Raw genomic sequence first — 23921 nt, forward strand, 5'->3', positions numbered from 1 at the left:
CGACATAAACAATTGACCAGTTACAGCATGGTGGAGGCAAAAAACCATTAAAAATCAGAGCTAGAGCACACTAAATTCCCGCTGATAAATCAAGATGAATTAAATCAAACAAAACAAATAAAATACAATAGCTTACAAAATTAATGTCATTTGTTTTTTAGAAGTTAAAAAGCACATTTCAGTTATAAAAAAAACTAAAAATGCATTTTATTTTTCAAAAAACATCAAGCGTAAAAAGGAATGATTTAATAACGGATAAGATCACATTATTAAATAAAAAACTCGACTAATCTTAAAATCAACAGTGATTAAAGCTTGTAATTAAACTGACTTTTTCCAATAAGGTCTTATATGTAAATTTAAAATCACAAGAAAACAACTCAAGTTTCTGAGCGAAATTAATAAAAATCAGCATGTGAAAATCACACGGGCAAAATAGCCAACTGTAAACACTATATTACCGCGACCACATTATTCTAAGGCATAATAAATGACAACTATGCTTCCAGAAATTGGACATATATTACTGATCATCAGTAGCGTATTGGCATTATTTTCTGCAGCACTGACCTTAATCGGTGTTAAGCAGAATAATGCCTATCTGGTGGGATTAAGCCCTACACTCTTTAGGGCCATATTTACCTCAGTATTTCTTTCACTTCTTTGCTTAATTTATTGCTTTATGACTGATGATTTTTCTGTTGCTTATGTCGCAAACCACTCTAATAGCCAATTAGCATTGGGTTACAAAGTGGCCGCCGTTTGGGGCAGCCACGAAGGATCAATGCTGTTTTGGATATTTGCGATTGCCCTTTGGGGGGCGATCATCAGTTATCGCATAAAGATGGCGGATTGCACTCAAGATAAGGCCAGCGATAAATACCAAGACGCCCTGTATTTTGCGAGACTGTTGGCTATTTTGGCATTAGTGATCCTTGGTTTTAACTTATTTTTACTCTTTACCTCTAATCCCTTTGCCCGCTTATTACCTAACATTCCAATTGAAGGGCGAGATCTTAACCCCATTTTGCAAGACATAGGACTCATACTGCATCCGCCCATGCTCTTTCTTGGTTATGTTGGCCTCACAGTTTGCTTTGCTGCAGCGTTAGCATCACTGCTCGGTGGTGGTTTTAATACTCGTCAAATTAACTATTTACGACCTTGGGTATTATTAGCGTGGGTGTTTCTAACGGGCGGCAATGCCTTTGGATCTTGGTGGGCCTATAACGAACTGGGTTGGGGTGGTTGGTGGTTTTGGGATCCGGTAGAAAACGCCTCCTTTATTCCTTGGCTTGTGGCAACAGCATTAGTGCATTCCCTCATTCTCACTCAACGTACTCATGGCTTTAAAATCACGACTTTGCTGCTGTGCTTATTGGCATTTTCACTCAGTTTACTCGGTAGCTTTTTGGTGCGCTCCGGCATAGTGCAATCGGTACATGCCTTTGCCGCCGATCCGACCCGTGGCATGTCAATCCTCTGCTTATTAGTGATTTTTGTTGGGGCTGCGTTACTCATTTTTGCACTCAAAGCCCACCATTTAAAACAGGATGTGGCTTTCGCGCCTTTCAGTAAGGAAACGCTGTTACTGCTCGGGATCGTTATCTTAGTCGTAGCAGCGTTTTCCGTATTACTCGGTACATTTTACCCTTTGATCTATGAGCTGCTCGATTTAGGTACACTTTCAGTGGGGGCCCCTTATTTCAACGCTATATTTGTCCCCCTCACTTTCTTGCTTGTCCTGTTAATGGGCATTGCGCCCTTAGTGCAATGGCAAATAGTGCAATGGCAAAATGCCTCAAAGACTCGTATTACTTTCCTGCTCATTCCTAGTCTAGTGATATTAGCCGTCGCAGGCTGGGTAAGCTTACAAGCCGCCTCGGGCAGTAGCTTATTTTTACTCCTTGGCACTGCCGCAGCACTTTGGTTGCTAGTGTGTTTATTGCTCACGATATTGGCAGCCTCGGGATTAGGTAGACGAATATATGCCTGTCAATTAACCCAAAACCGCAGTGAGCACGGCTTAAATCCTCCCGTTAAATCATCAAAGCAAGGGTTTATAGCCATGCTATTCGCTCACTTTGGGGTGGCTATCACTATTATTGGAGCAACATCCGTCTCCTTTTTTGAACAGGAAGCCCTCCTCAGAATGGGCCCTGGCCAAGGTAAACCGTTGGCGGGTTATATCTTAGTGTATGAAAGCACTGAGAATGTCGAAACCAACAGCTTTACGGCAATCCAAGCCAATATCAGTATCCGCGATGGTGCGAATGATGAAGTGATCCTCGGTTACGTTAGGCCGCAACGCCAAACCTTTAAAAGCAATGGGATGGAAATGTCCCACGCGGGTATCGACCATGGATTATGGCGGGATATTTATGTGTCTATGGGGCTGCAATTAAGTGACAGCGAATACCTTATCCGCATCAGCTATAAACCCCTTGCGAGTTGGATCTGGCTTGGTGCGCTATTAATGATGCTAGGTGGGGCGATTGCCGCTTGGCCTACTCGCCATTTTAGCTACCAAGCTGATTTAACAACCTTAGGTAACCTATCCCATCACAAACCACAGGAGACACTTGCCTAATGAATCCAATATTGCGCTTTTTAGTCTTACTGCTTCCTATCACCTTATGTGGGATAGGGATCCCATGCTTATCCGTTGCGCAAGCTCAGCCCATATCAAGCCTTTCCTACCAGCAACAGGCAATAGATATCAGTAAAGTGCTGCGTTGCCCTATGGCGACGAATCAGAGCCTATTTGAGTCACAGGCGCCAATCGCCCACGAACTCAAAGCACAAATATTCTCGATGCTGGAACAGGGGCAAAGCCAAGATGAGATTATCGATTTTATGGTGCAACGCTATGGTCAAAAAATCCGTTATCAACCTGAATTTAAAGCCTCCACCTTCGCACTTTGGTTTGGGCCACTGCTGTTATTAGTGCTTGGTGTTGGGTTGTGTCTCGCATTGGTAACCCGTAGAAAAACACAAACGACTATTTAAAAGTAAAGGATAACCAGATGAAATTACACTATTTTCCCTTTGTTCTACTCGTGTGTTTGGGTCTGTTTTCTAATAGCAGCTCAGCCCACTCACTAGACAATAAACTTTACAGTACGGGAGAGCCCCTCCCTAAGCCCCTTGTGATGACTGGTTTTATAGAAATGCAGCACGCACGCGGCGTACCAGAAGTTCCCTTTATTGATGAATCAGGACAAACCCAAACCCTAAAACAGCACCAAGGAAAATTGGTTTTAGTCAATCTTTGGGCAACCTGGTGCGCCCCCTGTTTAAGGGAAATTCCAGAACTCCAAAAACTTAAGCAGCAGTATCAAGGGAAGAATATCGCCATCATTCCAATCTCTATCGATGAAGAATCTAAAGATGTACGCCCTTTTCTTAACCAACATGGCTTTAGCGGCTACGCCACTTGGCTTGACCCAGAGCAAAACATAGAACAAATCATTCCCGCGAATGTCGTACCCGCCAGTTATATTTTTGATGCTAAAGGTAATCTTGTCGGTTTTGTGCGGGGATATCTCGATTGGGCTGATAAAGACGTTGGCCCTTATCTTGATCAACTGATTGCAAAATACGGCCAATAATCACCAAGTAACACAGACTCACAATATATTTCTCCATTCGGTCATCCGCCAAAATTTACCGAAACCCGCTGCCGCCTATTTGGCTGCGGGTATTTTTATCTCTGCCCTATCTTTGTATTCTGCGATGCATTTCTTTAAAATTGCCGCCAAACTCTTTATTTCAAGGCAAATCAGATGAAACTCACCCGCTTAACTCAACCTATTTATGACCACTTATATCGTGATATCAGTGAGTTTCGTAGCACCTTCGACTTGCCCGTTAATGATGTTGATTCTTTAGATGACAAGGCCGACACTTTACATACTTCACTGATTATTGAGGAGTTAACTGAACTTGCTGAAGCCGATAGCCGTATCGAACAGGCCGATGCCATCGTCGATTCTGTATACGTATTAATGGGCCGCCTAGTGCACTTAGGCGCGCAAGCAATGACGGATAGACTCGAAATCAGTTACCTGATTGACTTATTGCTTTGCGTGGCTCAAAACCGTGAAATCGACTTTATTAGCTGCTGGGATGAAGTCCACTCGAGCAATATGAGTAAAGTGTGCCGTAACGAGCAAGAACTGGCCGAGACCATTGCCTTCTATGCCAAACAAGGTGTTGAAATTGTCGGTAGTCAGCAAGGTGATTTCATCATAGCGAAATGCGCTAAAGATGTTGAAATGGCAGGTAAAGTGGTTCGCCAAGGCAAGGTACTAAAATCGGTTTACTATCGCCCAGCGGATCTGACTACACTGGTTAAAGCCTAGATTTGATAGCTTTGTTTATGAGCCTGTTATTTGCAGGCTCTTATTTCGCCAAGGCAATTATCTCGCCTAAGCGATTATCCAGCAGTAATGACTTTTCAGCGTGTGTTTTAACGAGGCAATCCGTATGAATCCTGCAAAAGTCGTGCGTGCCGAGGTTAAGCAATTGACTGATTTACCCAATATTGGCAAAGCCTGTGCGGCGGATTTACGTTTGCTTGGCATAGATAAGCCTGAGCAGCTGTTAGATAGAAACCCCTACGAGCTGTATCAAACGCTGTGCGACAAAACGGGCCAGAGACACGACCCCTGTATGCTCGATGTGTTTATCTCCATCACCCGTTTTATGGCAGGTGAAGATCCTAAACCTTGGTGGTTTTACACCGATGAGCGCAAAAATACCTTAGAGAAATGAAGCTTTAGCGACTATTTATCCTCCTGTTTATCCATTATCGTTTCGGGTTCTTCCCTTAACCACTCACGCCAAATGGCCACCAGCAGGGCCATCAATACTGGACCAACAAACAAACCGACAAAACCCATGGTTTTTACGCCGCCGATCAGACCGAAAAAAGTCGGTAAGAAAGGCAATTTAATCGGCCCACCGACAAGATTAGGCCTTAAGGTTTTATCAACAATAAACAGCTCTATACTGCCCCAAAGGAACAAGCCGACACCCGCCGTCATATCGCCAGTGCCGACAAGATAGAGTGAAATCAAGGTAAACATGGTTGGCGCGCCGCCGGGAACCAAGGCCATAAAGGCAGTTAACACCCCAAAAGCCACGGCCGAAGGTACTCCCGCAATCCAATAGGCAATCCCCAGCACTATACCCTCACCAATTGCGATAAGCGTCATACCTATCACGGTAGAACTGACTGTTGCAGGCACCACACGGGAAAAACTATGCCAGCGAGCAGGCAGCACTCGCTCACCCACGATATCCAACTGTTTAGCCACTTGCGGACCATCTTTATAGAGGAAAAACAAAGTGATCAGCATAAAAAGTAAGGTCAATAACAACCCTAAAGTATTCCAACCCAATTGCAGCACCCAACGGGAAATGCCACTCAAATTCTGGCCACTAATGGCACTGATAATTTGGCCTAATTCATGGGGTTCACCAATAAACTGCTGCCATTGCAGGGTTAACCATTCGCCCATCCAAGGCAAGTCTTTGATCCACAAGGGCACGGGCGAACCATGTTGGTTAGTAAACACCAACCAATCAACCCAAGTTCTAATCTCTTGTAACGCATAGGAAAATACAAACACCAGCGGAATAATCAGCCCGAGCACAATACAACACAGGGCAATGGTTGCCGCCAACGCCGAGCGACCACCGCATTTTGCCAATAGTTTTTGATAGAGAGGCCAACTTGAAAAACACACAATCAATGCAGCTAAGGCGGGCACTAAAAAATCGATAAAAAAGAATACGCCAGCACACAAGAGCAAAACCAACAAACTACGACCAATAGCGGCATTACTGAAAATCGGCGTCATAGTGCTAAACCCCCCCACAATAAAATTCAACGATAAAATGGAAAACACTCTGCATTACACCAAACAAGGTTAACGCTTAACCAACTCGTTCTACGAATCAGTTTATTGCGCAGTGCTTCCCATGGGCAATGACTTTAACACCGAATATTGAGCTGTGTATCTATTCAATCTTTGAAGACAAAAGGCCTTTGGATATCTATCAAAGGCCTAACATTTGGAATGAGCTTATTGAGCCGAAAGCTGCTCAACTACTTTCTCTGGCTGGCTAAAATCGGTAATACGCTGAATAACTTTACCATCCTTAACCCACAGTAAAGTAGGAATATTGCGGATTTTAAAATGATTAAATAACACACCTAATTCATCAATACTAAAATCGACTTGAGGTTGATAAAGCTGCTTAAAATCTTCGAGCGCTTTATTGTCTGTCCACAAATGATTGACCACACCGTGCCACGCTTTATTAGGCACTTTTTGCGCGAGATTATTTAAACCTTTTTGAACGGTAATACACTCTTTAGACATTTCTGGGCGGCTATCAGCCAAATACCAATCACACCATGTTGCGGTAAAAAAAAGTAAATGCTCACCTTGTTCCCAAGGTTTCAGTAACTTAGCTGTTTGTTCGGCACTGGGTGCCTCCGTTGTCTGCGCAGTCAACTCTTGGCCATTCGCCAACATATCGATAAATTTATCTAAATTGGCATCAGACTCATGGCTAGTGTAAACCACATCACCAGCACGATTGATTAATACACTATAGGGTGTGCCGACCAAACCTAAAGCCACACCCAGCTCGCCTTCATTATCCAACCACACGGGCATAGTAAGCCCGAAACGCGCAATAACGTCAGCAATCTTAGGCTGCTCTTCATTAATATTGATATTCACCGCGATGATATTAATCTTGTCCTGATATTTCTTCTGCAGGGCTTCAAAATGCGGCATTTGCTCCATACAAGGTTGGCACCAGGTCGCCCAAAACTTTAGGTATATCGGCTTGTCACCCGCAACACTGGCTAAAGTCACTTGCTGCTGATCTGGATAGGTTTTAAGTGCGATATCTTGATAGGCTTTATTGCCCGCAAACGTAGCAAAACTCATAACGGCAAAGCACATAACAATGATTTTACGTAACAACATATTGTTTTCCTTAAATTTATAGATCACTCGCACCCACGGCTATAGGGCCAGTGATTTGCAGCCATTTGTACAGAAAAACATAATTTAAAAGAAGCGGCAGTCTAACGACAAACCAACCTTTAAACGACGAGTATAAACTAACAAGCCGCTAATTTAGCCATATTAAATGTAAGCCTTGGTGAGCATAACAATGAGTATTAATAACCTATCCAACAATATCTTAGACCATCAAACCTAACACCAATTGCCTCGTCAGCTCTGCGGCGGGAATCACCTGACAACCTGTTGCATTTTGGCCGCACCAAAGTGGGCTAAAATCACCAAATCCTTGTTGTTCAGCGGCGCTTCGCAATACTGCGACGGCACTTGAGGCGAGCGGAAAATCCGGTGCGGCATTATTGATGGGGCCAAGCTCTGCCATAAAACGATTCATAATTCCACGGGCGGGTCGACCAGTGAATAAGTTAGTCAGAGCCGTATGCTGCGCTGCCTCACTTTGCAGGGCGGCACGGTGAATATCACTGGTGGTGCATTCGGGACAGAGTAAGTATGCCGTCCCCACTTGCACCGCCGAAGCGCCCATCGCCATAGCGGCGCGCACAGTCTTGGCATCGACTATGCCACCCGCTGCAATAACAGGAATATCAACGGCGGCAATGATTTGCGGCAATAGACTAAAAGTGCCTAATTGCTCGGTTAAATCATCGGATAAAAAATGCCCCCTGTGACCTCCGGCCTCTAAACCCTGTGCAATAATGGCATCCGCACCACGCGCTTCAAGCCATAGGGCTTCTTCTACAGTTGTCGCTGTCGAAATGATTTTTGAACCCCAAGACTTTATCTCCAGCAACAAATCTTCATTCGGTAAGCCAAAATGAAAACTCACCACCTCAGGTTTAAATTTAGCTAACACTGCAGCCTGGGTGCTGGTATATGGCGCGCGTTGTGCCCCCACGGTTTGGCTATCAGGATTGACACCCAACTCAGAAAAATAAGGCGCGAGTTGATTAAGCCATGCGGCTTGTTTCGCTACTTGCGGTTCAGGTTCGTGATGACAAAAGAAGTTTACATTAATGGGCTTAGTCGTCTGGGTGCGAATATGTGTCAAGGCGGTATCTAAGGTTTCGAGGGATAACATGGCGCAGGGCAAAGATCCCAACGCCCCCGCTTGCGACACGGCAATCGCTAAGGCACTGCCCTGAACACCCGCCATCGGCGCTTGAATAATTGGTAATTCGATTCCAAATAATCGGGTTAACTGGCACGGCATACATCACCTCCTTTGACTTGTTATCACTTGATGTTCAATCCTGATATGGCCCCGCGGCTAAACGCTGGGAGATCCACCACAGATTGCCCACGGGATCCCGCACTCCACCTTGGCGATCGCCATAGGGCATATTCGCCACTTCCATCACTAATTCACCCGCAGCGGCGAGTGCCTGAGCCACAGTTTTATCGGCATTTTCCACATATAAATAATAGGATGCGGGCATAGGCGGAAAAGCTTCACTCGCCTCACTCAACATAAATAAACAGTCGCCGATTTGCATCTGTGCATTAGCTATTTTGCCATCAGCCCGACGGGAAATATGTAGCGCTTTAGCATCAAAGGCTTTCTGTAAAAAAACCACTAAACTATCGGCATCAGCGATCATCATATACGGGCTAACCCGTGCAAATCCTGACGGAATAAACATAACGATTCCTTGTTACCTAAGCATGAAATTGATCATAAAAAACCACTATTAGCCAATGACTATAGACTAAGCACTATGGCGAAAACCAGCAGTGGCAATTAAGCCTTAAGCGTGAAATGTAAACTTAAGCATTCAGTGAACAAGTCAAAGCGTAAAGCCTGCTAATGTAAGACGACCCTACAATTTCAACCACTCTGCAGCCCATCATAAAAGTGCCATAACACTTCATGGCACTGGTTATTAAGAATAAATCAGCTTTATTTAGCATCGACTTAGCAACTATGGATCATTCATCTATGCTTAATCTATTGTTAACTTAACATGATGATCCTATGCATTTTACTGCATTCTTCGCTTACTCCCTCAGGATTTGCCTCACCTTAATCCTCTATAGTTTCGCCTTTGCAGTGCAGGCAACTTGGTATCCTGCCGATGTGATTGCTGATGGCAAAAAAACGGCATACACACCACTCACTCAAGCCAAAAAAGCATGGCGGATCTGCGCCTTACTTCCCCATGGTAAAGACCAATATTGGTGGGGCGTCGCCTTTGGGTTATCGCAGGAAGCCGAACGTCAAGGTGTAACTCTCGGCATTTATGATGCTGGAGGATATGACAATATTGAGCAACAAAAACAACAACTCTATGATTGCCAAGCCCTCAAAGCTCAAGCCTATATTATTGCTGCGAATACGGCCGATGGACTGATTGCGGATATCGAACAACTCTCTGCTTCGGGCATTCCTGTTATTGATTTAGTGAATGGTATCGCGACCGACAAACTCACGAGTCGCTCCTTAGTCAGCTTTGAAGATATGTCTGCGGCGGCGATTGAGTATATTGCATCGCAGCAACGAGACCCTGTCGATAAAGCGCCAGTGAAACTTAAAGTTGCTTGGTTTCCAGGGCCTAAGGATGCCTCTTGGGTTATGGCGGCGGAACAAGGATTTAGGCGGGCGGCAGCTAAACAAGAGTTCGACACAATTGAAGGAGGGTTTGGTACTACGGAGTTATTTATTCAAGCTGATTTAGTGCGAAAAGTGCTTACTAAACAAAGTGTAGATTATGTGATCGCCAATGCAGTTGCCGCCACTTTCGCGGCGCGCTATTTAGACGGGCGTAGGAATAAAACGGGAAAGGTCATCGCGTTCTACTCGAATGCACAGACCATAGAATTAGTGCAGAAAAAACAGTTACTCGCGACGGTCAGCGACTCACCAGTATTGCAGGCTCGGATTGCCATCGATCTGGCGGTGCGCGCACTCGAAGGTGCGCCTTATCCCCACAGAGTGAGCCCAGTTATCAAGGTTATCTCCCAAGACAACATCCACCAGATTGATTTAGAACAAATATTAGCGCCACAGAATCAGTGGATGATCCATCAGGATCTTCCACAACAAAAATGATGCTCGCTAAACTAAATAATCGGCGCCCAGCCCAACAAATAATGCGAGTCCCGCCCAATTGTTATTGAGAAACGCTTTAAAACAAGGGGCTCGTTCGCGATCAAAGATCAGCATTTGCTGGTAAGTACTAAAGCCGACAAAAGTCAGTAAACCTAGGCCATAGAGTAAACCACGATCGGCGCTCCAACCGGCGGCGATAAAACAAGCCAGCGCAGCAAGCTGAAATAAACCTATGATTTGGCGGTCATATTTACCGAACAAAATTGCAGTGGATTTAATGCCCACCTTTAAATCATCATCCCTATCGACCATGGCATACATGGTATCGTAGGCGACAGTCCAAAACCAATTGGCCGCAAATAACCACCAAGCCTCGATAGGTACTTCACCCGTCTGCGCGGCGTAAGCCATAGGGATAGACCAACTCCACACCACGCCTAGAAACATCTGCGGCATATTGGTGATGCGTTTAGTGAAGGGATAAATGATAGTGAGGATAATACCAACAACGGATAATTTAACCACTAATCCATTGAGTAATAAGACTAAACCAAAAGCAGACAAACCTAAAACGACGAACAGTATCAAGGCTTCTTTAGTGCTGATTTCACCACTGGCCAGCGGCCGAGATTTAGTACGTTCCACAAAAGAGTCGAGATCGCGATCGGCATAGTCGTTAATAATGCAGCCACAGGCACGCATGATCACCACGCCAATAATAAAGATAACCAATACCTTAAGATCGGGCATACCACCCGCCGCTAACATCAACGCCATCAAGCATGGCCACATCAACAATAGCGTACCTATGGGACGGTCGATTCGAGTAAGACGGGAATACACATCCCACTTCTGCTTTAAATTCATTAACTAGGTACTCCCAATACCCTCAAGTTTCCACTCGGTTTCAGGATTAGCATCATATACCCATGCTTCTCCCGATGCGAATTTACGCCCTAAAAGCGTGTCATAAAAAGCTGACATTCATCGCGTTCAGGGCTGGTATTAAAGCGCCTCTAACCGAGCGTAAGCCACCACTAACCACTTGCTGCCAAAGTCAGTAAAGCTCACTTGAACTCGCCCTTGGGCACCGCTGCCCTCAAAGTTGGTCACTTTACCTTCACCAAATTTAGGGTGATTGACTCGTTGGCCGACGTTAAAACCGGTATCATTTGTCGCAGCCGATTTTGGGGCGCTGAAACGATTATTCGCCATCGGCGTTGAAACCTGCGCCTTAAGACGGATTTCATCCACATATTGCGGCGGGATCTCTTTGATAAAACGCGACGGCCGAGCGTAATCTTCGCGGCCATAAATGCGCCGCGATTCGGCATAGGTTATGTAGAGTTTTTCCATGGCGCGGGTCATGCCCACATAGCAGAGACGGCGTTCTTCATCGAGTCTATCGCCCTCTTCGAGCGCCATTTTACTCGGGAAAATCCCTTCTTCGACACCCGCCATAAACACCATAGTGAACTCTAACCCTTTGGCAGAATGCAGCGTCATTAGCTGCACCGCATCGGTAAAGGCATCGGCTTGGCCTTCGCCCGCTTCGAGCGCCGCGTGGGACAGGAAACCGTTAAGTTCACCCATGTCCTCCAGCTCTTCTGGCAGCTCAAAAGTACGCGCCGCCGTGACGAGTTCTTCTAAGTTTTCGATTCTAGCGTGGGCTTTTTCGCCCTTTTCGGCTTCATACATGGCCTTAAGGCCCGACGCTTGGATCACTGTATCGGCCATGCGATACAGCACCATATCTTGGGTGTCTTCACGCAATGTCATGATTAAGTCCATGAAACCACGCACAGAATTTGCTGCGCGGCCCGCGAGCACTTTCTCGTCGAGTAAACGCACACTCGCCTGCCACAGGGTTAACTCATGCTGGCGCGCGGTGGAGCGCAAAATATCTAAAGTACGATCGCCAATGCCACGGGGCGGCGTGTTAACTACACGCTCAAACGCAGCATCGTCGTCTTTGTTATTAATCAGCCGTAGGTAACCCATGGCATCTTTAATTTCTTGGCGTTCGAAGAAGCGTAAACCGCCGTAAATACGATAGGCTAAGCCTTTGTGTAACAAGGCTTCTTCCAATACCCGCGATTGAGCGTTAGAACGATATAAAATCGCACAATCACTGAGGTTGCCGCCCTTTTCGTGCCAATCATTAATTCGACCGACGATAAAGCGCGCCTCATCCATTTCATTAAAGGCGCAATAGAGCGAAATCGGATCGCCATCGGTTTCATCCGTCCACAACTCTTTGCCCATACGTTCTGGGTTATTGGCGATTAAGGCGTTGGACGCTTTAAGGATATTGCCCTTCGAGCGATAGTTTTGCTCGAGGCGAATCGTGGTCGCCGTCGGGAAATCTTTTAAGAATCTATGTAGGTTTTCAACCTGAGCGCCGCGCCAGCCGTAAATCGATTGGTCGTCATCACCGACTATCATCACATTGGCGGTTTGACCGGCGAGCACACGGATCCACGCATATTGGATCGCGTTGGTATCTTGGAACTCGTCCACCAAAATATGCTTGAATCTGTCTTGATAATGGGCCAACAAGTGCGGCTTATTGAGCCATAACTCATGGGCACGTAGTAGGATTTCGGCAAAATCGACTAAACCCGCGCGGTCACAAGACTCTTGGTAAACCTGATAGATTTTTAGCAGATTCTGCTCAAGCGGAAAACCGCCCGCATCGATATGTTTGGGGCGTAATCCTTGGTCTTTTTTACCATTGATATAACCCTGAGCTTGGCGTGGAGGATATTGTTTCTCATCCAAATTCAGGCTTTTAAGAATACGTTTGATCAAGCGTACTTGATCGTCTGAATCGAGGATTTGGAAGCTTTGCGGTAAACCCGCATCTTGGAAGTGAGTGCGTAACAAGCGATGCGCCAAGCCGTGGAAAGTCCCAATCCACATGCGGCCCATATTGGTGCCAGCGACTTTTTCAACTCGCTCGCGCATCTCAGCCGCAGCTTTATTGGTAAACGTCACCGCAAGAATCGAGTAAGGACTCTGCTGTTCAACCTGCATCAGCCACGCAATGCGGTGGGTCAACACCCGAGTTTTACCACTGCCCGCGCCTGCCAACACTAACATGCTAGATTGCGGTGCCGCGACAGCCTCGCGCTGCTTATCATTCAGGCCGTCTAGTAAAGAAGATACGTCCATTCTCGCCTCCAAAAAATCGAGGAGGCATTATAACAGAAGAAAACCCGCCTGCGCGTTTGATCCACAAGACAAGAGCCACACCTTGATTTGCACTTATGTTGTAATGACTAAATTGATTAAGCACTGTCATTCCAGTGACTCGCCATTAACTCATCCCTGAGGGCTCGACGACGGCATCCATGCCGTCAACGGTCACTTCCATGACAGTGCTTAATCCTATTAACCTTTGCGTATATCCGCTAGCCAGCAAAGACAGAAGGCGAAACGTGGCACACCCTTAACTTTATTCCCGCTTTGATAACTAAATTATGGCGCATTGCGATACCAAAACAGAGGCGGCAATCTCAACAGACATATCTACTGAGCTTGGATTCCCAAAATAACCGACACTGTTGCTACAGTGAAAAATATGCCAGTCATATCTTTCAGTTATTCACCACGCGTTGCCGAAACTAGAACATCATCCAATCGTATTCAAAAATACATGGTTTTATGGACTTTTTAGTCAAAAACCATACGCTTCATCTCAGCACTATACATTAGAAAATAATTAAAATTAATAACTTAACTGTATCACAGGTTAAGTGAAAGGTTTGAAAGCGCTCATGCGCATTTTGCTAGATGGCATATCTAAATAAAAGCCGATAAGTTAATTATTACAAATGGTTAACCACTACACTGTTCTAATGAAGTAAACGCGTATGCACACTAATAAAATGTAATGGAGAGATAATGGAAGACCATAAACTCATTCTTGAGCAATTATCTAATAATCAATTCCCCGAGAGAATAAGTGAAAGGGAGTTTCAACTGATAAGAGTTTTCAAAGAGTTATATACACAAGGTTACGTTAAAGCAACCGACGCGAGTAGCCGTGATGGTGATGTCTATCTTCATCCTCAAATAACAATTTCTGGAAGAAAATTTTTATCTGAGCTAACTAACCCGGTCAAGGAAGCAATGAATTCAATTAATATCGGCAATATTTCAGGTAGCTCTTTTCAAGTTGGTAATGGCAATTCGCTTAGTGTGAATATAAGCATGCAAGAGTTGGTCGAAAATGTAGCTAAAACCAATGATGTAGAAGCAAAATCAAAACTTAAGGAATTACTTAACAATGCCACTATTGCAGGTTTAGTTGGAGCCGGTGCAACTGCCTTACTGGCACTATTGTAAAGGCATAAGAAATCGCTCAAGCATCGCTTATTTCGTGTACTGGACCGTTTGTGAGTTGCAGTTTTGTGGTATTACTGCGAAAAAGTAATCCACAACGCCGCAACTTACAAACTGCAGCTTAACTAGCCGTTAACCATTAATTTCCTCATGGTCGTTTTACCTTAAATCGTACCCGTGAATCACGGACACATCAGACAAATTAACAGGAGAGACCGAACATCCACAACTCTCAGTAGAGGTGGATCTGACCCACATCATTAATAGAGCGCGTCACTACGACCTCCAACAGATAGATCAGCATCGGAGCTCTGCCTCAACCCTCCTTCTCGATGAGAATAACTTTAGGTAGCGGCGGATCGCGGTTAGAATACTCACCCTGTTTTTCTTGGTTACTTTTTCGGAAACAATAATGTCCCATTCAGCGCTTAATTCTTTTGATGATTTTTACCAGCTTTTGGCTGACAGCTTGGCGAAGAATAGTCTGATCAAACTATTGTTGAGTAAGTACCGAGGGGCAGATAAAAGCTTGCAGCGCATTACGATTCGGCCGATCAGTTTGCAAAATGAATCTATGCTGTCGTTTGTGTATCAACACCAGACGAATCACATCACTAAAAACCTGAGTTATGACGAAGGGTTAGCTAGCATAAAACTGTTACTCGGTAGCGATTTTAAAAGTGCCCACTTAGCTACGGCGCAGGCAGAAGTTCAGCTTGAGATCAGCAAAAAAGGCAAAGTCCAAATCAGCACACATAACGTTAAACAAGCCGTCGCGGCGCCCTTAGAACATGACCGTGAGAAAAAGCGTTTTGTGGATATCGAACGTCCCTTCCTGACCAAGCTAGGGGTGACGGACAGCCAACATAATCTTATTCCTGCGATGTCGCGTAAATGGAAGCAAATTAATAAGTTTATTGAGGTTTTTAGCCAAGCGCTCGAAGCCTCACCCCACAAGAATGATCAACCAATCAATGTGGTCGATTTTGGTTCAGGTAAAGGTTATCTCACCTTTGCAATCCATGATTACCTTCGCCACAGCCTTCACAATGATGCGCAGGTGACTGGGGTGGAATTACGCCAAGCCTTGGCCGATTTATGTAATGAAACGGCGGCAACGCTGGATCATCAAGGATTGTCGTTTGTCTGCGGCGATGTGAGAACCCATGCACCTAAGCAAACCGATGTGATGATCGCGCTGCACGCCTGCGATATCGCCACTGACTATGCGATTCATTATGGTATTCGCGCCAATGCCGACATCATCATGTGTTCGCCTTGCTGCCATAAACAAATTCGCCCACAGATGCACAGCCCAGAATTGTTCAAACCTATGCTGCAATATGGGGTGCACATGGGCCAACAGGCTGAAATGGTGACGGATTCATTACGTGCGCTATTTTTGGAAGCCAACGGTTATGCGACTAAGGTGTTTGAATTTATCAGCCTAGAACATACCAATAAAAATAAGATGATTTTGGCCGTTAAAAAGCCACAACACAATCAGAAAGACAGCGCCGCAATACTCGCGCAAATTGCTGACATTAAAGCCTATTACGGTATCAAGGAACACTGCTTAGAAACCTTACTCGCGCAAACCCAAGCCGATTAACGGCCGGCGGTTTACTGGCAAAGCATTAAAACTTTGCGCTCATGACAACCCCGTTGAAATTGAGGCAATCTTTAATTCTTTGCTGCTGAACCGCGCTAAGGGTATCTATATTGTGGAAGGCAAACTCTGAGTGTTCGTGGCTTAAGTGGATCGGCAATGGCTCACCTTCTGCCCCATTTTTTGCCACCTCAGGCCCATCAGACAACAACAGTTCACAACGAAAAATAAAGGCTTGGGATTGATAGGCGCTGTGATAATACACGCCGCTCAAATAGTTAACCCGCACACTTAAGCCTAATTCCTCTTGGCATTCGCGCACTAAGGCCTCGTGAATCGTTTCACCGGGCTCGAGTGCGCCACCGGGCAAACCCCAAGCAAAATTACCATAATTGGCCTTAAGCAACAGTACTTGTCCCTGCGCATTAGTGATAACCGCGTGGCTGCTCAATCTAAAGGTATCGTTAAAGGCCACTCAGTTATCCTTGCATTTCTGTTCGGTACGTATTTGAGATATCAGACTAAATCACTTCGCCGCAAAGGTATTACAACTGGCGAGATTACCCGAATCAAACCCTGTCTTAAACCATTTCACCCGCTGCGCCGAACTGCCATGGGTAAAAGCATCGGGCTGTACGGCGCGACCCGCCATCTTTTGCAGACGATCGTCACCCACAGCACTGGCGGCGGCAATGCCTTCCGCTAAATCGCCCGCTTCAAGTAAGTTAAGTTGTTGATTGACATAATGCCCCCAAATCCCTGCGTAGCAATCAGCCTGCAATTCAAGTGCGACACTCAATTGATTCGCCTGCACTTTACTGCCAGATTGCTGGGCTTGGCGCACCTTAGTGCTAGTGCCCAGCAGGTTTTGCACATGGTGGCCTACCTCGTGGGCAATCACATAGGCAAAGGCAAAATCACCGGGCGCGCCTAATGTTTTAAGCTCATCAAGAAAGCTAAGATCGATATACACCTTGCTATCGGCAGGGCAATAGAAAGGCCCAGACTGCGCCTGTCCCATACCGCAGCCAGTGGAGGTCATATTGCGATAAAGCACTAACTTAGGCTCTCGATATTGCCCTTTGAGCAACTGGCCCCAAACGGTTTCTGTGGTGCCTAAAATGGCCGCCACAAACTGGGCATTTTCATCCTGTACCGCTGTTGTTGAGCTAGATTGGGATTGGCTAAGATGAGTTTGAGTATTCGGGTCAAGTGAAAGACCACCGGTAACATACTGAAAAGCAATATAAATGCCGCCGATGAGCAACACCACGCGGCCAAGTTTAGTTCTCAGCAAAAAGGGCAAGAACCTGAGTAACAAGGCACTCGGCACACCCGCAGATGCCATTTGCTGGCCGCGTCTGTCTTCGATATTGGAGCTTCTGTCAGTGTCACGCCAGCGCATCGCATTCCTTCACTCTGTAGTTAAAAACTCTCGTTAAACCGTTCGTTAAATCGCTATTTGAGCCACTTAGATGCACAACTCTGATTTCGTATTTGCACTCTAGCGCCTAGTGGTTAAAAGCCTAGTGATTAAGAGTCTAGTGGTTATTTCGCTTGTGTATCGCTTGTGGGCGCGTCTTTCAGTGAGCGTAAAAACAACCCTAAACCACCAAAGGCCAAAACGAGGATCACGATAAGTTCAAAGGCCGACATAGATTTAAAGTGGAATTGAATCGAGCTGATAACACCCACAATCAAGGCCGTTAGCGAACCTAAACTCAGCAGCCAAGCTAACTTACTCTTAGCGTCAAAAAACACCATAACAATGCCGATAATAAACGGCAGCATCACCATGCCTGTAGTAATCGACATGCCTTGCCCAAAGGCATTCACTCGATATAAACCATAGCCCAGCCCAAAGCTAGAACTCACTTGTATTGCATTGAACAATAAATAAAATCCGCCACACATCATGGCCAGACCCATAAAAAATTGTCCCGTCCCGCCCTGTGTTCCGCCCGCACCTTTCATAGATATCCTTTCTACATTAACGATTTTTGAGTGGCTTGTTCTATGGCCGTTTTCAGCCGTTGTTTTTCTTCCGCTGCTTTTGCCTTTTGGTACTCGTCGAGATTTTTATCCGCCTCGGCAACACAGCGCTGTTTATCTCGCATGGGCTCATAGGGATCGACATCAGTTCTGGCAGAACACTCTAATTCGGCGCAAGCAGATGTCAGCACAGTAAAGAACAAGAGCAGCATAATCAAAGGGAATGTCACCATCAAGCACGCCTCAGTGAATGACCCAAATAACACACCTCATTCATAGGTAACGCCCATATTGCCAATCACACATTTTTGCTAAGTGATATCAAGCTTATTCAGGCCCCATGTTGACATAAATTACGCTAAGGCCAACACTCAATGATGAATTTTTATACGCATGAACGACGACACTAAAGTGGATTAAATACACAGAGGCTAAAATAAGGATGCTGCAACGATTCCAATATAAGCCCTACCGTTAACATAAGGAATGCCTTTGAATACGCTATTAATAGGAAAAGGTGAACAACAGGTTCACTTAAATCTTAAGTATGCCAATCGCCATGGGTTAATTGCCGGTGCCACAGGGACAGGCAAAACCGTGTCGCTGATGAGTATTGCCGAAGGTTTTTCACGCCAAGGCGTGCCGGTTTTTATCACAGACGTTAAAGGCGATATCTCGGGTCTAGCGATGGCGGGTACTCCAAGTGAAAAGCTATTACAAAGGGCAACTCAAATTGGCATTGAGGATTATCACAACGAAGCTAACCCTGTGGTGTTATGGGATTTAGCGGGCGTTCAAGGCCACCCGCTGCGTACCACCATCAGCGAAATGGGCCCAACCTTACTCGGCCGAATTTTAGAATTGAATGACACCCAAAGCGGTATTTTAGACATAGTCTTTCAACTAGCGGACGACCAAGGGTTATTACTGCTCGACTTAGATGATCTGCGGGCCATGCTGGCCTTAGTTGCCGAGGAACGCAAAGAAATCTCCGCCAAATATGGTTTAATCAGCGCCCAATCCCTCGCAGCGATTCAACGCTCGGTACTAGGATTAGAGCGCGATGGCGGCAAAGACTTTTTTGGTGAACCCGCGTTACAGCTTGAAGATTTAATGCACACTAATTTGCAAGGACGCGGCATTATCAATTTATTAGCAGCAAACAAACTGATTTTAACTCCCCGTTTATATTCAAGTTTTTTGCTATGGCTACTCTCAGAATTATTTGAGAATCTGCCCGAAGTCGGCGATCCCGAAAAACCTAAGCTAGTGTTTTTTATCGATGAGGCGCATTTACTCTTTGAGGGTTGCCCACCGAGTCTATTAAAACGCGTCGAACAGATCATGCGCCTAATTCGCTCAAAAGGCGTAGGCGTTTATTTTTGCTCGCAATTTCCTGATGATGTCCCAAACGAAATTCTCGGACAATTAGGTAATCGTATTCAACATGCCCTGCGAGCTTACACGCCAAGGGATCAAAAGGCCGTTAAAACCGCCGCCGAAACCTTTGTGCCTAACCCCAAACTGGTTGTTAGCGACGTCATATCCCAGCTCGCTGTAGGTGAAGCCTTAGTGTCTATGTTAGCCGACAAAGGCGTGCCAACTATGGTCGAGCGCGCACTCATCGCACCGCCACGTTGCCGCATGGGACCCGCCACAAGTGAGGAGTTACAACAAGTCCGCGCCCAAAGCCCGATTGGAAGTAAATACGATCAGTTAATCAACCGCGAATCGGCCTACGAACGCCTTAACCAAAGACGAGTTGGTAACGCCACCAGCGACACCACATCCACAGCAAGTGATGTGCAAACGGATCAAAAAGCTGAGGAACAAGGTTGGTTCAGTGAACTTATTTTTGGTAATAAGCGCCGCCAAGGGTTAGCTGAAACCTTGTCAAAACAAGCGGCACGCACAGTTGGCAGCCAATTAGGTAAACAAATTTTGCGCGGTATATTAGGTGGCATGTTAGGTAAATCGAGCCGACGTTAGGCATATGGTACTTAGTTAAGCCTCCAATTAGGGCCCACTAAAACCACAAACAATGACGAAAATAGAGGTACTGTGTCCTTGTTCGCATATTTCTTATACAGGTTAACGCTAGCATTAGCATTAATTATTCTAAGTGATAGATGGATCATGGTACGGAATTCGGTGATAAGATTATTTTGCTGTAATCGCTCATTGAGGCAAATAAATTCACAGATAATTATCAATTATTTTAGATATTTGTAATTTAAAATGTTGTAATTCGAGATAAAAATTTCGCTTCAATCAGGACGTCATGGAATAGGTTCAATTAAGTACGGCTTACATGATTAGCCTGATGAATAACCAAAGAGTACATGGAGTTTTATATGAGTAAAGAGCAAAAAAACCGTAAAGAATCGAAGAAACAACCGCTGATGTCTCCTAAAGAGAAAAGAGCAGCAAAACATGCGAAAAACGCAACTAAAGGTTTCTTAGATAACACTAAATAGTGTCTTGTTATTAGGAGGTTTGTCCTCTAATAACACAAATAGGGTTAACTTAGGTTAGCCCTTTTTATTGCCCGCTTCATTGAACCAACCAAGTTTTACCTCACAATACAACCTTGCTCAAAACAGTCTCAGATCTCAGTTTTGTGATACAAAAGTAGCCGCTATCGACTATAGCCTAATTGACCTTTTTCAGGTTTTATGTAGTTATATTGAGCTGATTACGGTATTTACCGCTCGAAAGACCCTACATAACACTATAAAAAATAAGGATATTTCATAATGAAAATCAAAAAACGTTTTGTCGCCGTCGGCGCAGCAGTGACTCTCACACTCAGTGCTGCCGCTATGGCTGCTGCCCCCGCCTTTATCAACATTCTCACAGGCGGCACCAGTGGTGTGTATTACCCTATTGGCGTTGCGCTGTCGCAACTCTACGGCACAGGAATCGAAGGTTCTAAAACCTCAGTTCAAGCAACTAAAGCCTCAGTAGAAAACCTCAATTTATTACAAGCGGGTCGTGGCGAATTAGCGTTCGCTTTAGGTGATTCAGTCGCAGCAGCATATCAAGGTGATATTGATGCAGGCTTTAAAACGCCGCTGGATAAAATCCGAGTACTTGCCTCGGCTTATCCTAACTACATTCAAATTGTCGCTAATAAAGAGTCTGGCATTAAAACCTTGGCTGATTTAAAGGGAAAACGCATCTCAGTGGGTGCCCCTAAATCAGGGACAGAACTCAATGCCAGATCGATTTTCAAGGCTGCGGGATTAAGTTACGAAGACATGGGGAAAGTCGAGTTTTTACCCTATGCCGAATCCGTTGAGCTAATCAAAAATCGTCAATTAGACGCCACGTTACAATCTTCCGGTCTCGGCATGGCAGCTATCCGTGACTTAGCTGCGACAATGGCAATCAACTTTGTTGAAATTCCAGAAGATGTGATCGCTAAGATTAACAATCCCGCCTATCAACATGGCGTGATCCCAGCATCAACCTATGAAGGCCAAACCACCGACGTTTCTACCGTCGCCATTCAAAATTTACTGGTGACTCAAAGCGGTGTATCGGATGATTTAGCCTATCAGATGACAAAACTCATGTTCGAGCACTTAGACCGACTCGGTAACGCGCACTCCGCCGCGAAGACCATCAGCGTAGATAAAGCGACGAAAAATCTGCCAATACCACTGCACCCAGGTGCAGAACGTTATTACAAAGAAGTTGGTGCACTCTAAGTTTTACTGATATCTGTGCATCCTATTCCAAACTAAGCAATTGAGATGCCGTTAAATAACGGCATCTCGTTTATATCATCTCTGTAGTCTAATGCTGTGAGGCATAATATGAGTGATCCCCAACAAGGTCTCAGCGCAAATACTGGCGATTGGCCCAAGGCTCTATTTTATACAGCCTTAATTTTTTCTATTTTTCAAATCATCACTGCCGCTTTTCATCCCGTCTCGACTCAAGTACTGCGTGCCACCCATGTGGGCTTTTTACTGTTAGTGGTTTTTTTAAGTTATCCCGCTAGAGGAAAATCTCAGCCTTGGCAGCCACTCGCTTGGCTACTCGGTCTAGCTGGCATGGCCACAGCGGCTTATCAGTGGTATTTCGAAGCCGACTTAATTCAACGTTCAGGCGATCTGACCGATGCGGATATAGTGATAGGTATCACTTTGATCGTATTAGTGTTTGAAGCAGCGCGCCGAGTCATGGGCTGGGCGCTACCGATCATCTGTAGCATCTTTTTGATGTATGGCTTATTTGGCCAGTATTTACCCGGTGACTTAATGCACCGCGGCTATGGATTCGATCAGATCATCAATCAATTAGCCTTCGGTACCGAAGGGCTATACGGCACACCAACCTATGTATCGGCGACGTATATATTCCTGTTTATTCTCTTCGGCTCCTTTTTAGAACAAGCCGGAATGATCCGTTTATTTACCGACTTTGCCATGGGATTATTTGGCCACAAGCTCGGCGGTCCTGCAAAAGTTGCAGTAGTGTCATCGGCATTGATGGGGACGATTACAGGATCAGGTGTTGCCAACGTGGTCACAACTGGCCAATTTACCATTCCACTCATGAAACGATTCGGTTATCGCCCAGCCTTCGCCGGCGGGGTAGAGGCAACATCGAGTATGGGCAGCCAAATCATGCCGCCGATCATGGGCGCAGTGGCCTTTATCATGGCCGAAACCATTAACGTCCCCTTTATCGAGATAGCCAAAGCGGCATTGATCCCTGCGCTACTTTATTTCTGCTCCGTATTTTGGATGGTGCATTTAGAAGCCAAACGCGCCAATCTCTGTGGCCTGCCTAAAGATCAGTGCCCGAATCCATGGGCGGCAATTAAAGAGCGTTGGTATCTCCTTATCCCCTTGTTTATTTTAGTCTACTTGCTGTTTTCGGGTAGAACGCCGCTGTTCTCAGGCATGGTAGGACTCGCCCTCACATCGATAGTAATTTTAGGCTCAGCCATAGTACTGCGACTTTCCTCAATGGCGATGCGGATTGCCTTTTGGATTGCCCTTGGCATCCTTTGCGCTGGCTTCTTCCAACTCGGGATCGGGGTCGTATTTGGGGTTATCGCCTTATTAGTCGCCATTTGTTGGTTTATTAAAGGCGGCAGAGATACTCTCACCATCTGCTTGCATGCACTGGTAGAAGGCGCCCGTCATGCCGTGCCTGTGGGTATCGCCTGTGCTTTAGTCGGTGTGATTATCGGCATAGTGTCACTGACAGGAATTGCCTCGACCTTCGCGAGCTATATTCTTGCCGTTGGCCAAGATAACTTGTTCTTATCACTCGTGTTAACTATGGTCACTTGCCTAGTACTCGGCATGGGGATCCCCACAATCCCTAACTACATTATTACTAGCTCGATTGCCGCTCCCGCATTACTCGACCTCGGTGTGCCACTGATTGTGTCGCATATGTTTGTATTTTATTTCGGCATCATGGCCGATCTCACGCCTCCCGTTGCCTTAGCCTGTTTTGCCGCGGCGCCAATCGCTAAGGAATCAGGCCTTAAGATCAGCCTTTGGGCAATCCGTATCGCCATTGCAGGTTTTGTGATCCCCTTTATGGCGGTTTACGATCCCGCTTTGATGCTTCAAGGTGATAGCTGGTTAGCCACTGGGTTTGTCTTGCTAAAAGCGACTGTGGGTATTGGTATTTGGGGCGTCATCTTTACCGGATATCTATTACAAAAACTCTACTGGTGGGAACGCGTTATCGGCTTCCTTGCAGGTGCGAGCTTAATTCTTGCTACACCGTTGAGTGATGAAATTGGTTTTGGGCTCGCACTGCTATTTATCGTGCAACACAGCTGGCGAGCACGCAAACTCAAACGTCTCGCAGAGCAAGGATAAGC

General features: G+C 45.6%; 22 protein-coding genes. 12 read left to right on the forward strand and 10 right to left on the reverse strand.

The window, feature by feature from the left end:
- The first annotated feature begins 490 nt into the window (after positions 1–490).
- The 5 genes from L5M49_RS13100 to L5M49_RS13120 all read left to right on the forward strand — a co-directional run bounded on the left by L5M49_RS13100 (position 491) and on the right by L5M49_RS13120 (position 4776).
- Positions 491–2590, forward strand: a complete 2100-nt coding sequence (locus tag L5M49_RS13100) for a heme lyase CcmF/NrfE family subunit (RefSeq protein WP_263266227.1) — start codon at positions 491–493, stop codon at positions 2588–2590.
- On the forward strand, positions 2590–3009 hold the full coding sequence (locus tag L5M49_RS13105; protein WP_105250353.1) for a cytochrome c-type biogenesis protein CcmH: 420 nt from the start codon (positions 2590–2592) through the stop codon (positions 3007–3009). The genes L5M49_RS13100 and L5M49_RS13105 overlap by 1 nt, the downstream gene beginning before the upstream one ends.
- Positions 3010–3026: 17 nt before the next feature.
- Positions 3027–3611 (forward strand): TlpA family protein disulfide reductase, encoded by a 585-nt coding sequence (locus L5M49_RS13110; RefSeq protein ID WP_105250354.1) that lies wholly within the window; start codon positions 3027–3029, stop codon positions 3609–3611.
- A gap of 174 nt (positions 3612–3785) precedes the next feature.
- Positions 3786–4364, forward strand: a complete 579-nt coding sequence (locus L5M49_RS13115) for a nucleoside triphosphate pyrophosphohydrolase family protein (RefSeq protein ID WP_105250355.1) — start codon at positions 3786–3788, stop codon at positions 4362–4364.
- A 124-nt stretch (positions 4365–4488) separates the two neighbouring features.
- Positions 4489–4776: a helix-hairpin-helix domain-containing protein gene (locus L5M49_RS13120; RefSeq protein ID WP_168827746.1), complete on the forward strand. Its 288-nt coding sequence runs from the start codon at positions 4489–4491 to the stop codon at positions 4774–4776.
- An 11-nt stretch (positions 4777–4787) separates the two neighbouring features.
- Here the strand turns inward: L5M49_RS13120 and L5M49_RS13125 are convergent, their stop codons facing one another.
- From L5M49_RS13125 to L5M49_RS13140, 4 genes are all read right to left on the reverse strand, one after another.
- The gene (locus L5M49_RS13125) at positions 4788–5867 is read right to left on the reverse strand and encodes an AI-2E family transporter (RefSeq protein WP_131524227.1); all 1080 of its coding nucleotides are present in this window, start codon (positions 5865–5867) and stop codon (positions 4788–4790) included.
- A 225-nt stretch (positions 5868–6092) separates the two neighbouring features.
- Positions 6093–7010, reverse strand: a complete 918-nt coding sequence (locus L5M49_RS13130; protein WP_263266228.1) for a redoxin family protein — start codon at positions 7008–7010, stop codon at positions 6093–6095.
- A 220-nt stretch (positions 7011–7230) separates the two neighbouring features.
- Positions 7231–8280, reverse strand: coding sequence for an NAD(P)H-dependent flavin oxidoreductase (locus tag L5M49_RS13135; protein ID WP_263266229.1), 1050 nt, complete (start codon positions 8278–8280; stop codon positions 7231–7233).
- 34 nt (positions 8281–8314) lie between these two features.
- A complete protein-coding gene (locus L5M49_RS13140) occupies positions 8315–8710 on the reverse strand; it encodes a VOC family protein (RefSeq protein WP_263266230.1) in 396 nt (131 codons plus the stop codon).
- 332 nt (positions 8711–9042) lie between these two features.
- Between L5M49_RS13140 and torT the strand changes: the two genes are divergently transcribed.
- Positions 9043–10116: a TMAO reductase system periplasmic protein TorT gene (torT, locus tag L5M49_RS13145; protein WP_263266231.1), complete on the forward strand. Its 1074-nt coding sequence runs from the start codon at positions 9043–9045 to the stop codon at positions 10114–10116.
- 6 nt (positions 10117–10122) lie between these two features.
- Here the strand turns inward: torT and ubiA are convergent, their stop codons facing one another.
- Positions 10123–10983 (reverse strand): 4-hydroxybenzoate octaprenyltransferase, encoded by an 861-nt coding sequence (gene ubiA, locus L5M49_RS13150; RefSeq protein WP_263163724.1) that lies wholly within the window; start codon positions 10981–10983, stop codon positions 10123–10125.
- Positions 10984–11121: 138 nt separating this feature from the next.
- Entirely contained in the window at positions 11122–13290 is a 2169-nt protein-coding gene (gene uvrD / locus L5M49_RS13155; RefSeq protein ID WP_263266232.1) for a DNA helicase II, read from the reverse strand.
- A 732-nt stretch (positions 13291–14022) separates the two neighbouring features.
- Between uvrD and L5M49_RS13160 the strand changes: the two genes are divergently transcribed.
- Complete coding sequence (locus L5M49_RS13160) at positions 14023–14466, forward strand: hypothetical protein (protein ID WP_263266233.1); 444 nt, start codon at positions 14023–14025, stop codon at positions 14464–14466.
- 409 nt (positions 14467–14875) lie between these two features.
- Positions 14876–16075, forward strand: coding sequence for a class I SAM-dependent methyltransferase (locus L5M49_RS13165; protein ID WP_131524220.1), 1200 nt, complete (start codon positions 14876–14878; stop codon positions 16073–16075).
- A 25-nt stretch (positions 16076–16100) separates the two neighbouring features.
- Here L5M49_RS13165 and L5M49_RS13170 read toward each other — a convergent pair whose 3' ends face one another.
- The 4 genes from L5M49_RS13170 to L5M49_RS13185 all read right to left on the reverse strand — a co-directional run bounded on the left by L5M49_RS13170 (position 16101) and on the right by L5M49_RS13185 (position 18297).
- A complete protein-coding gene (locus L5M49_RS13170) occupies positions 16101–16547 on the reverse strand; it encodes an NUDIX hydrolase (RefSeq protein WP_263266234.1) in 447 nt (148 codons plus the stop codon).
- Between the two features lie 51 nt (positions 16548–16598).
- Positions 16599–17477 (reverse strand): neutral zinc metallopeptidase, encoded by an 879-nt coding sequence (locus L5M49_RS13175; protein WP_263179984.1) that lies wholly within the window; start codon positions 17475–17477, stop codon positions 16599–16601.
- A gap of 143 nt (positions 17478–17620) precedes the next feature.
- Positions 17621–18046, reverse strand: a complete 426-nt coding sequence (locus L5M49_RS13180) for a hypothetical protein (protein WP_006084327.1) — start codon at positions 18044–18046, stop codon at positions 17621–17623.
- Between the two features lie 11 nt (positions 18047–18057).
- Positions 18058–18297, reverse strand: a complete 240-nt coding sequence (locus tag L5M49_RS13185; protein ID WP_263266235.1) for a hypothetical protein — start codon at positions 18295–18297, stop codon at positions 18058–18060.
- A 259-nt stretch (positions 18298–18556) separates the two neighbouring features.
- On the opposite strand from L5M49_RS13185, the gene L5M49_RS13190 reads away from it, so the two are divergent.
- The 4 genes from L5M49_RS13190 (at position 18557) to L5M49_RS13205 (ending at position 23919) form a co-directional block, all read left to right on the forward strand.
- The gene (locus tag L5M49_RS13190; RefSeq protein WP_263266236.1) at positions 18557–20053 is read left to right on the forward strand and encodes a DUF853 domain-containing protein; all 1497 of its coding nucleotides are present in this window, start codon (positions 18557–18559) and stop codon (positions 20051–20053) included.
- A gap of 365 nt (positions 20054–20418) precedes the next feature.
- The gene (locus tag L5M49_RS13195) at positions 20419–20541 is read left to right on the forward strand and encodes a hypothetical protein (protein ID WP_105250371.1); all 123 of its coding nucleotides are present in this window, start codon (positions 20419–20421) and stop codon (positions 20539–20541) included.
- A 279-nt stretch (positions 20542–20820) separates the two neighbouring features.
- Positions 20821–21777, forward strand: a complete 957-nt coding sequence (locus L5M49_RS13200) for a TAXI family TRAP transporter solute-binding subunit (RefSeq protein ID WP_105250372.1) — start codon at positions 20821–20823, stop codon at positions 21775–21777.
- Positions 21778–21885: 108 nt separating this feature from the next.
- The gene (locus tag L5M49_RS13205; RefSeq protein WP_131524216.1) at positions 21886–23919 is read left to right on the forward strand and encodes a TRAP transporter permease; all 2034 of its coding nucleotides are present in this window, start codon (positions 21886–21888) and stop codon (positions 23917–23919) included.
- The last annotated feature ends 2 nt before the right edge of the window (positions 23920–23921 follow it).

It is taken from the genome of Shewanella sp. SM74 (genome assembly GCF_025653725.1).
Lineage (GTDB): Bacteria > Pseudomonadota > Gammaproteobacteria > Enterobacterales > Shewanellaceae > Shewanella > Shewanella oncorhynchi.

Excerpts from the sequence above, each read along its gene's own strand:
- L5M49_RS13100 (WP_263266227.1), top strand. The coding sequence starts at position 491 with ATGACAACTATGCTTCCAGAAATTGGACATATATTACTGATCATCAGT.
- L5M49_RS13185 (WP_263266235.1), bottom strand. The coding sequence starts at position 18,297 with ATGGTGACATTCCCTTTGATTATGCTGCTCTTGTTCTTTACTGTGCTG.
- L5M49_RS13165 (WP_131524220.1), top strand. The coding sequence starts at position 14,876 with ATGTCCCATTCAGCGCTTAATTCTTTTGATGATTTTTACCAGCTTTTG.
- torT (WP_263266231.1), top strand. The coding sequence starts at position 9,043 with ATGCATTTTACTGCATTCTTCGCTTACTCCCTCAGGATTTGCCTCACC.
- L5M49_RS13120 (WP_168827746.1), top strand. The coding sequence starts at position 4,489 with ATGAATCCTGCAAAAGTCGTGCGTGCCGAGGTTAAGCAATTGACTGAT.
- L5M49_RS13195 (WP_105250371.1), top strand. The coding sequence starts at position 20,419 with ATGAGTAAAGAGCAAAAAAACCGTAAAGAATCGAAGAAACAACCGCTG.
- ubiA (WP_263163724.1), bottom strand. The coding sequence starts at position 10,983 with ATGAATTTAAAGCAGAAGTGGGATGTGTATTCCCGTCTTACTCGAATC.
- L5M49_RS13135 (WP_263266229.1), bottom strand. The coding sequence starts at position 8,280 with ATGCCGTGCCAGTTAACCCGATTATTTGGAATCGAATTACCAATTATT.
- uvrD (WP_263266232.1), bottom strand. The coding sequence starts at position 13,290 with ATGGACGTATCTTCTTTACTAGACGGCCTGAATGATAAGCAGCGCGAG.
- L5M49_RS13200 (WP_105250372.1), top strand. The coding sequence starts at position 20,821 with ATGAAAATCAAAAAACGTTTTGTCGCCGTCGGCGCAGCAGTGACTCTC.
- L5M49_RS13125 (WP_131524227.1), bottom strand. The coding sequence starts at position 5,867 with ATGACGCCGATTTTCAGTAATGCCGCTATTGGTCGTAGTTTGTTGGTT.
- L5M49_RS13175 (WP_263179984.1), bottom strand. The coding sequence starts at position 17,477 with ATGCGCTGGCGTGACACTGACAGAAGCTCCAATATCGAAGACAGACGC.
- L5M49_RS13140 (WP_263266230.1), bottom strand. The coding sequence starts at position 8,710 with ATGTTTATTCCGTCAGGATTTGCACGGGTTAGCCCGTATATGATGATC.
- L5M49_RS13130 (WP_263266228.1), bottom strand. The coding sequence starts at position 7,010 with ATGTTGTTACGTAAAATCATTGTTATGTGCTTTGCCGTTATGAGTTTT.
- L5M49_RS13205 (WP_131524216.1), top strand. The coding sequence starts at position 21,886 with ATGAGTGATCCCCAACAAGGTCTCAGCGCAAATACTGGCGATTGGCCC.
- L5M49_RS13110 (WP_105250354.1), top strand. The coding sequence starts at position 3,027 with ATGAAATTACACTATTTTCCCTTTGTTCTACTCGTGTGTTTGGGTCTG.
- L5M49_RS13160 (WP_263266233.1), top strand. The coding sequence starts at position 14,023 with ATGGAAGACCATAAACTCATTCTTGAGCAATTATCTAATAATCAATTC.
- L5M49_RS13105 (WP_105250353.1), top strand. The coding sequence starts at position 2,590 with ATGAATCCAATATTGCGCTTTTTAGTCTTACTGCTTCCTATCACCTTA.
- L5M49_RS13180 (WP_006084327.1), bottom strand. The coding sequence starts at position 18,046 with ATGAAAGGTGCGGGCGGAACACAGGGCGGGACGGGACAATTTTTTATG.
- L5M49_RS13115 (WP_105250355.1), top strand. The coding sequence starts at position 3,786 with ATGAAACTCACCCGCTTAACTCAACCTATTTATGACCACTTATATCGT.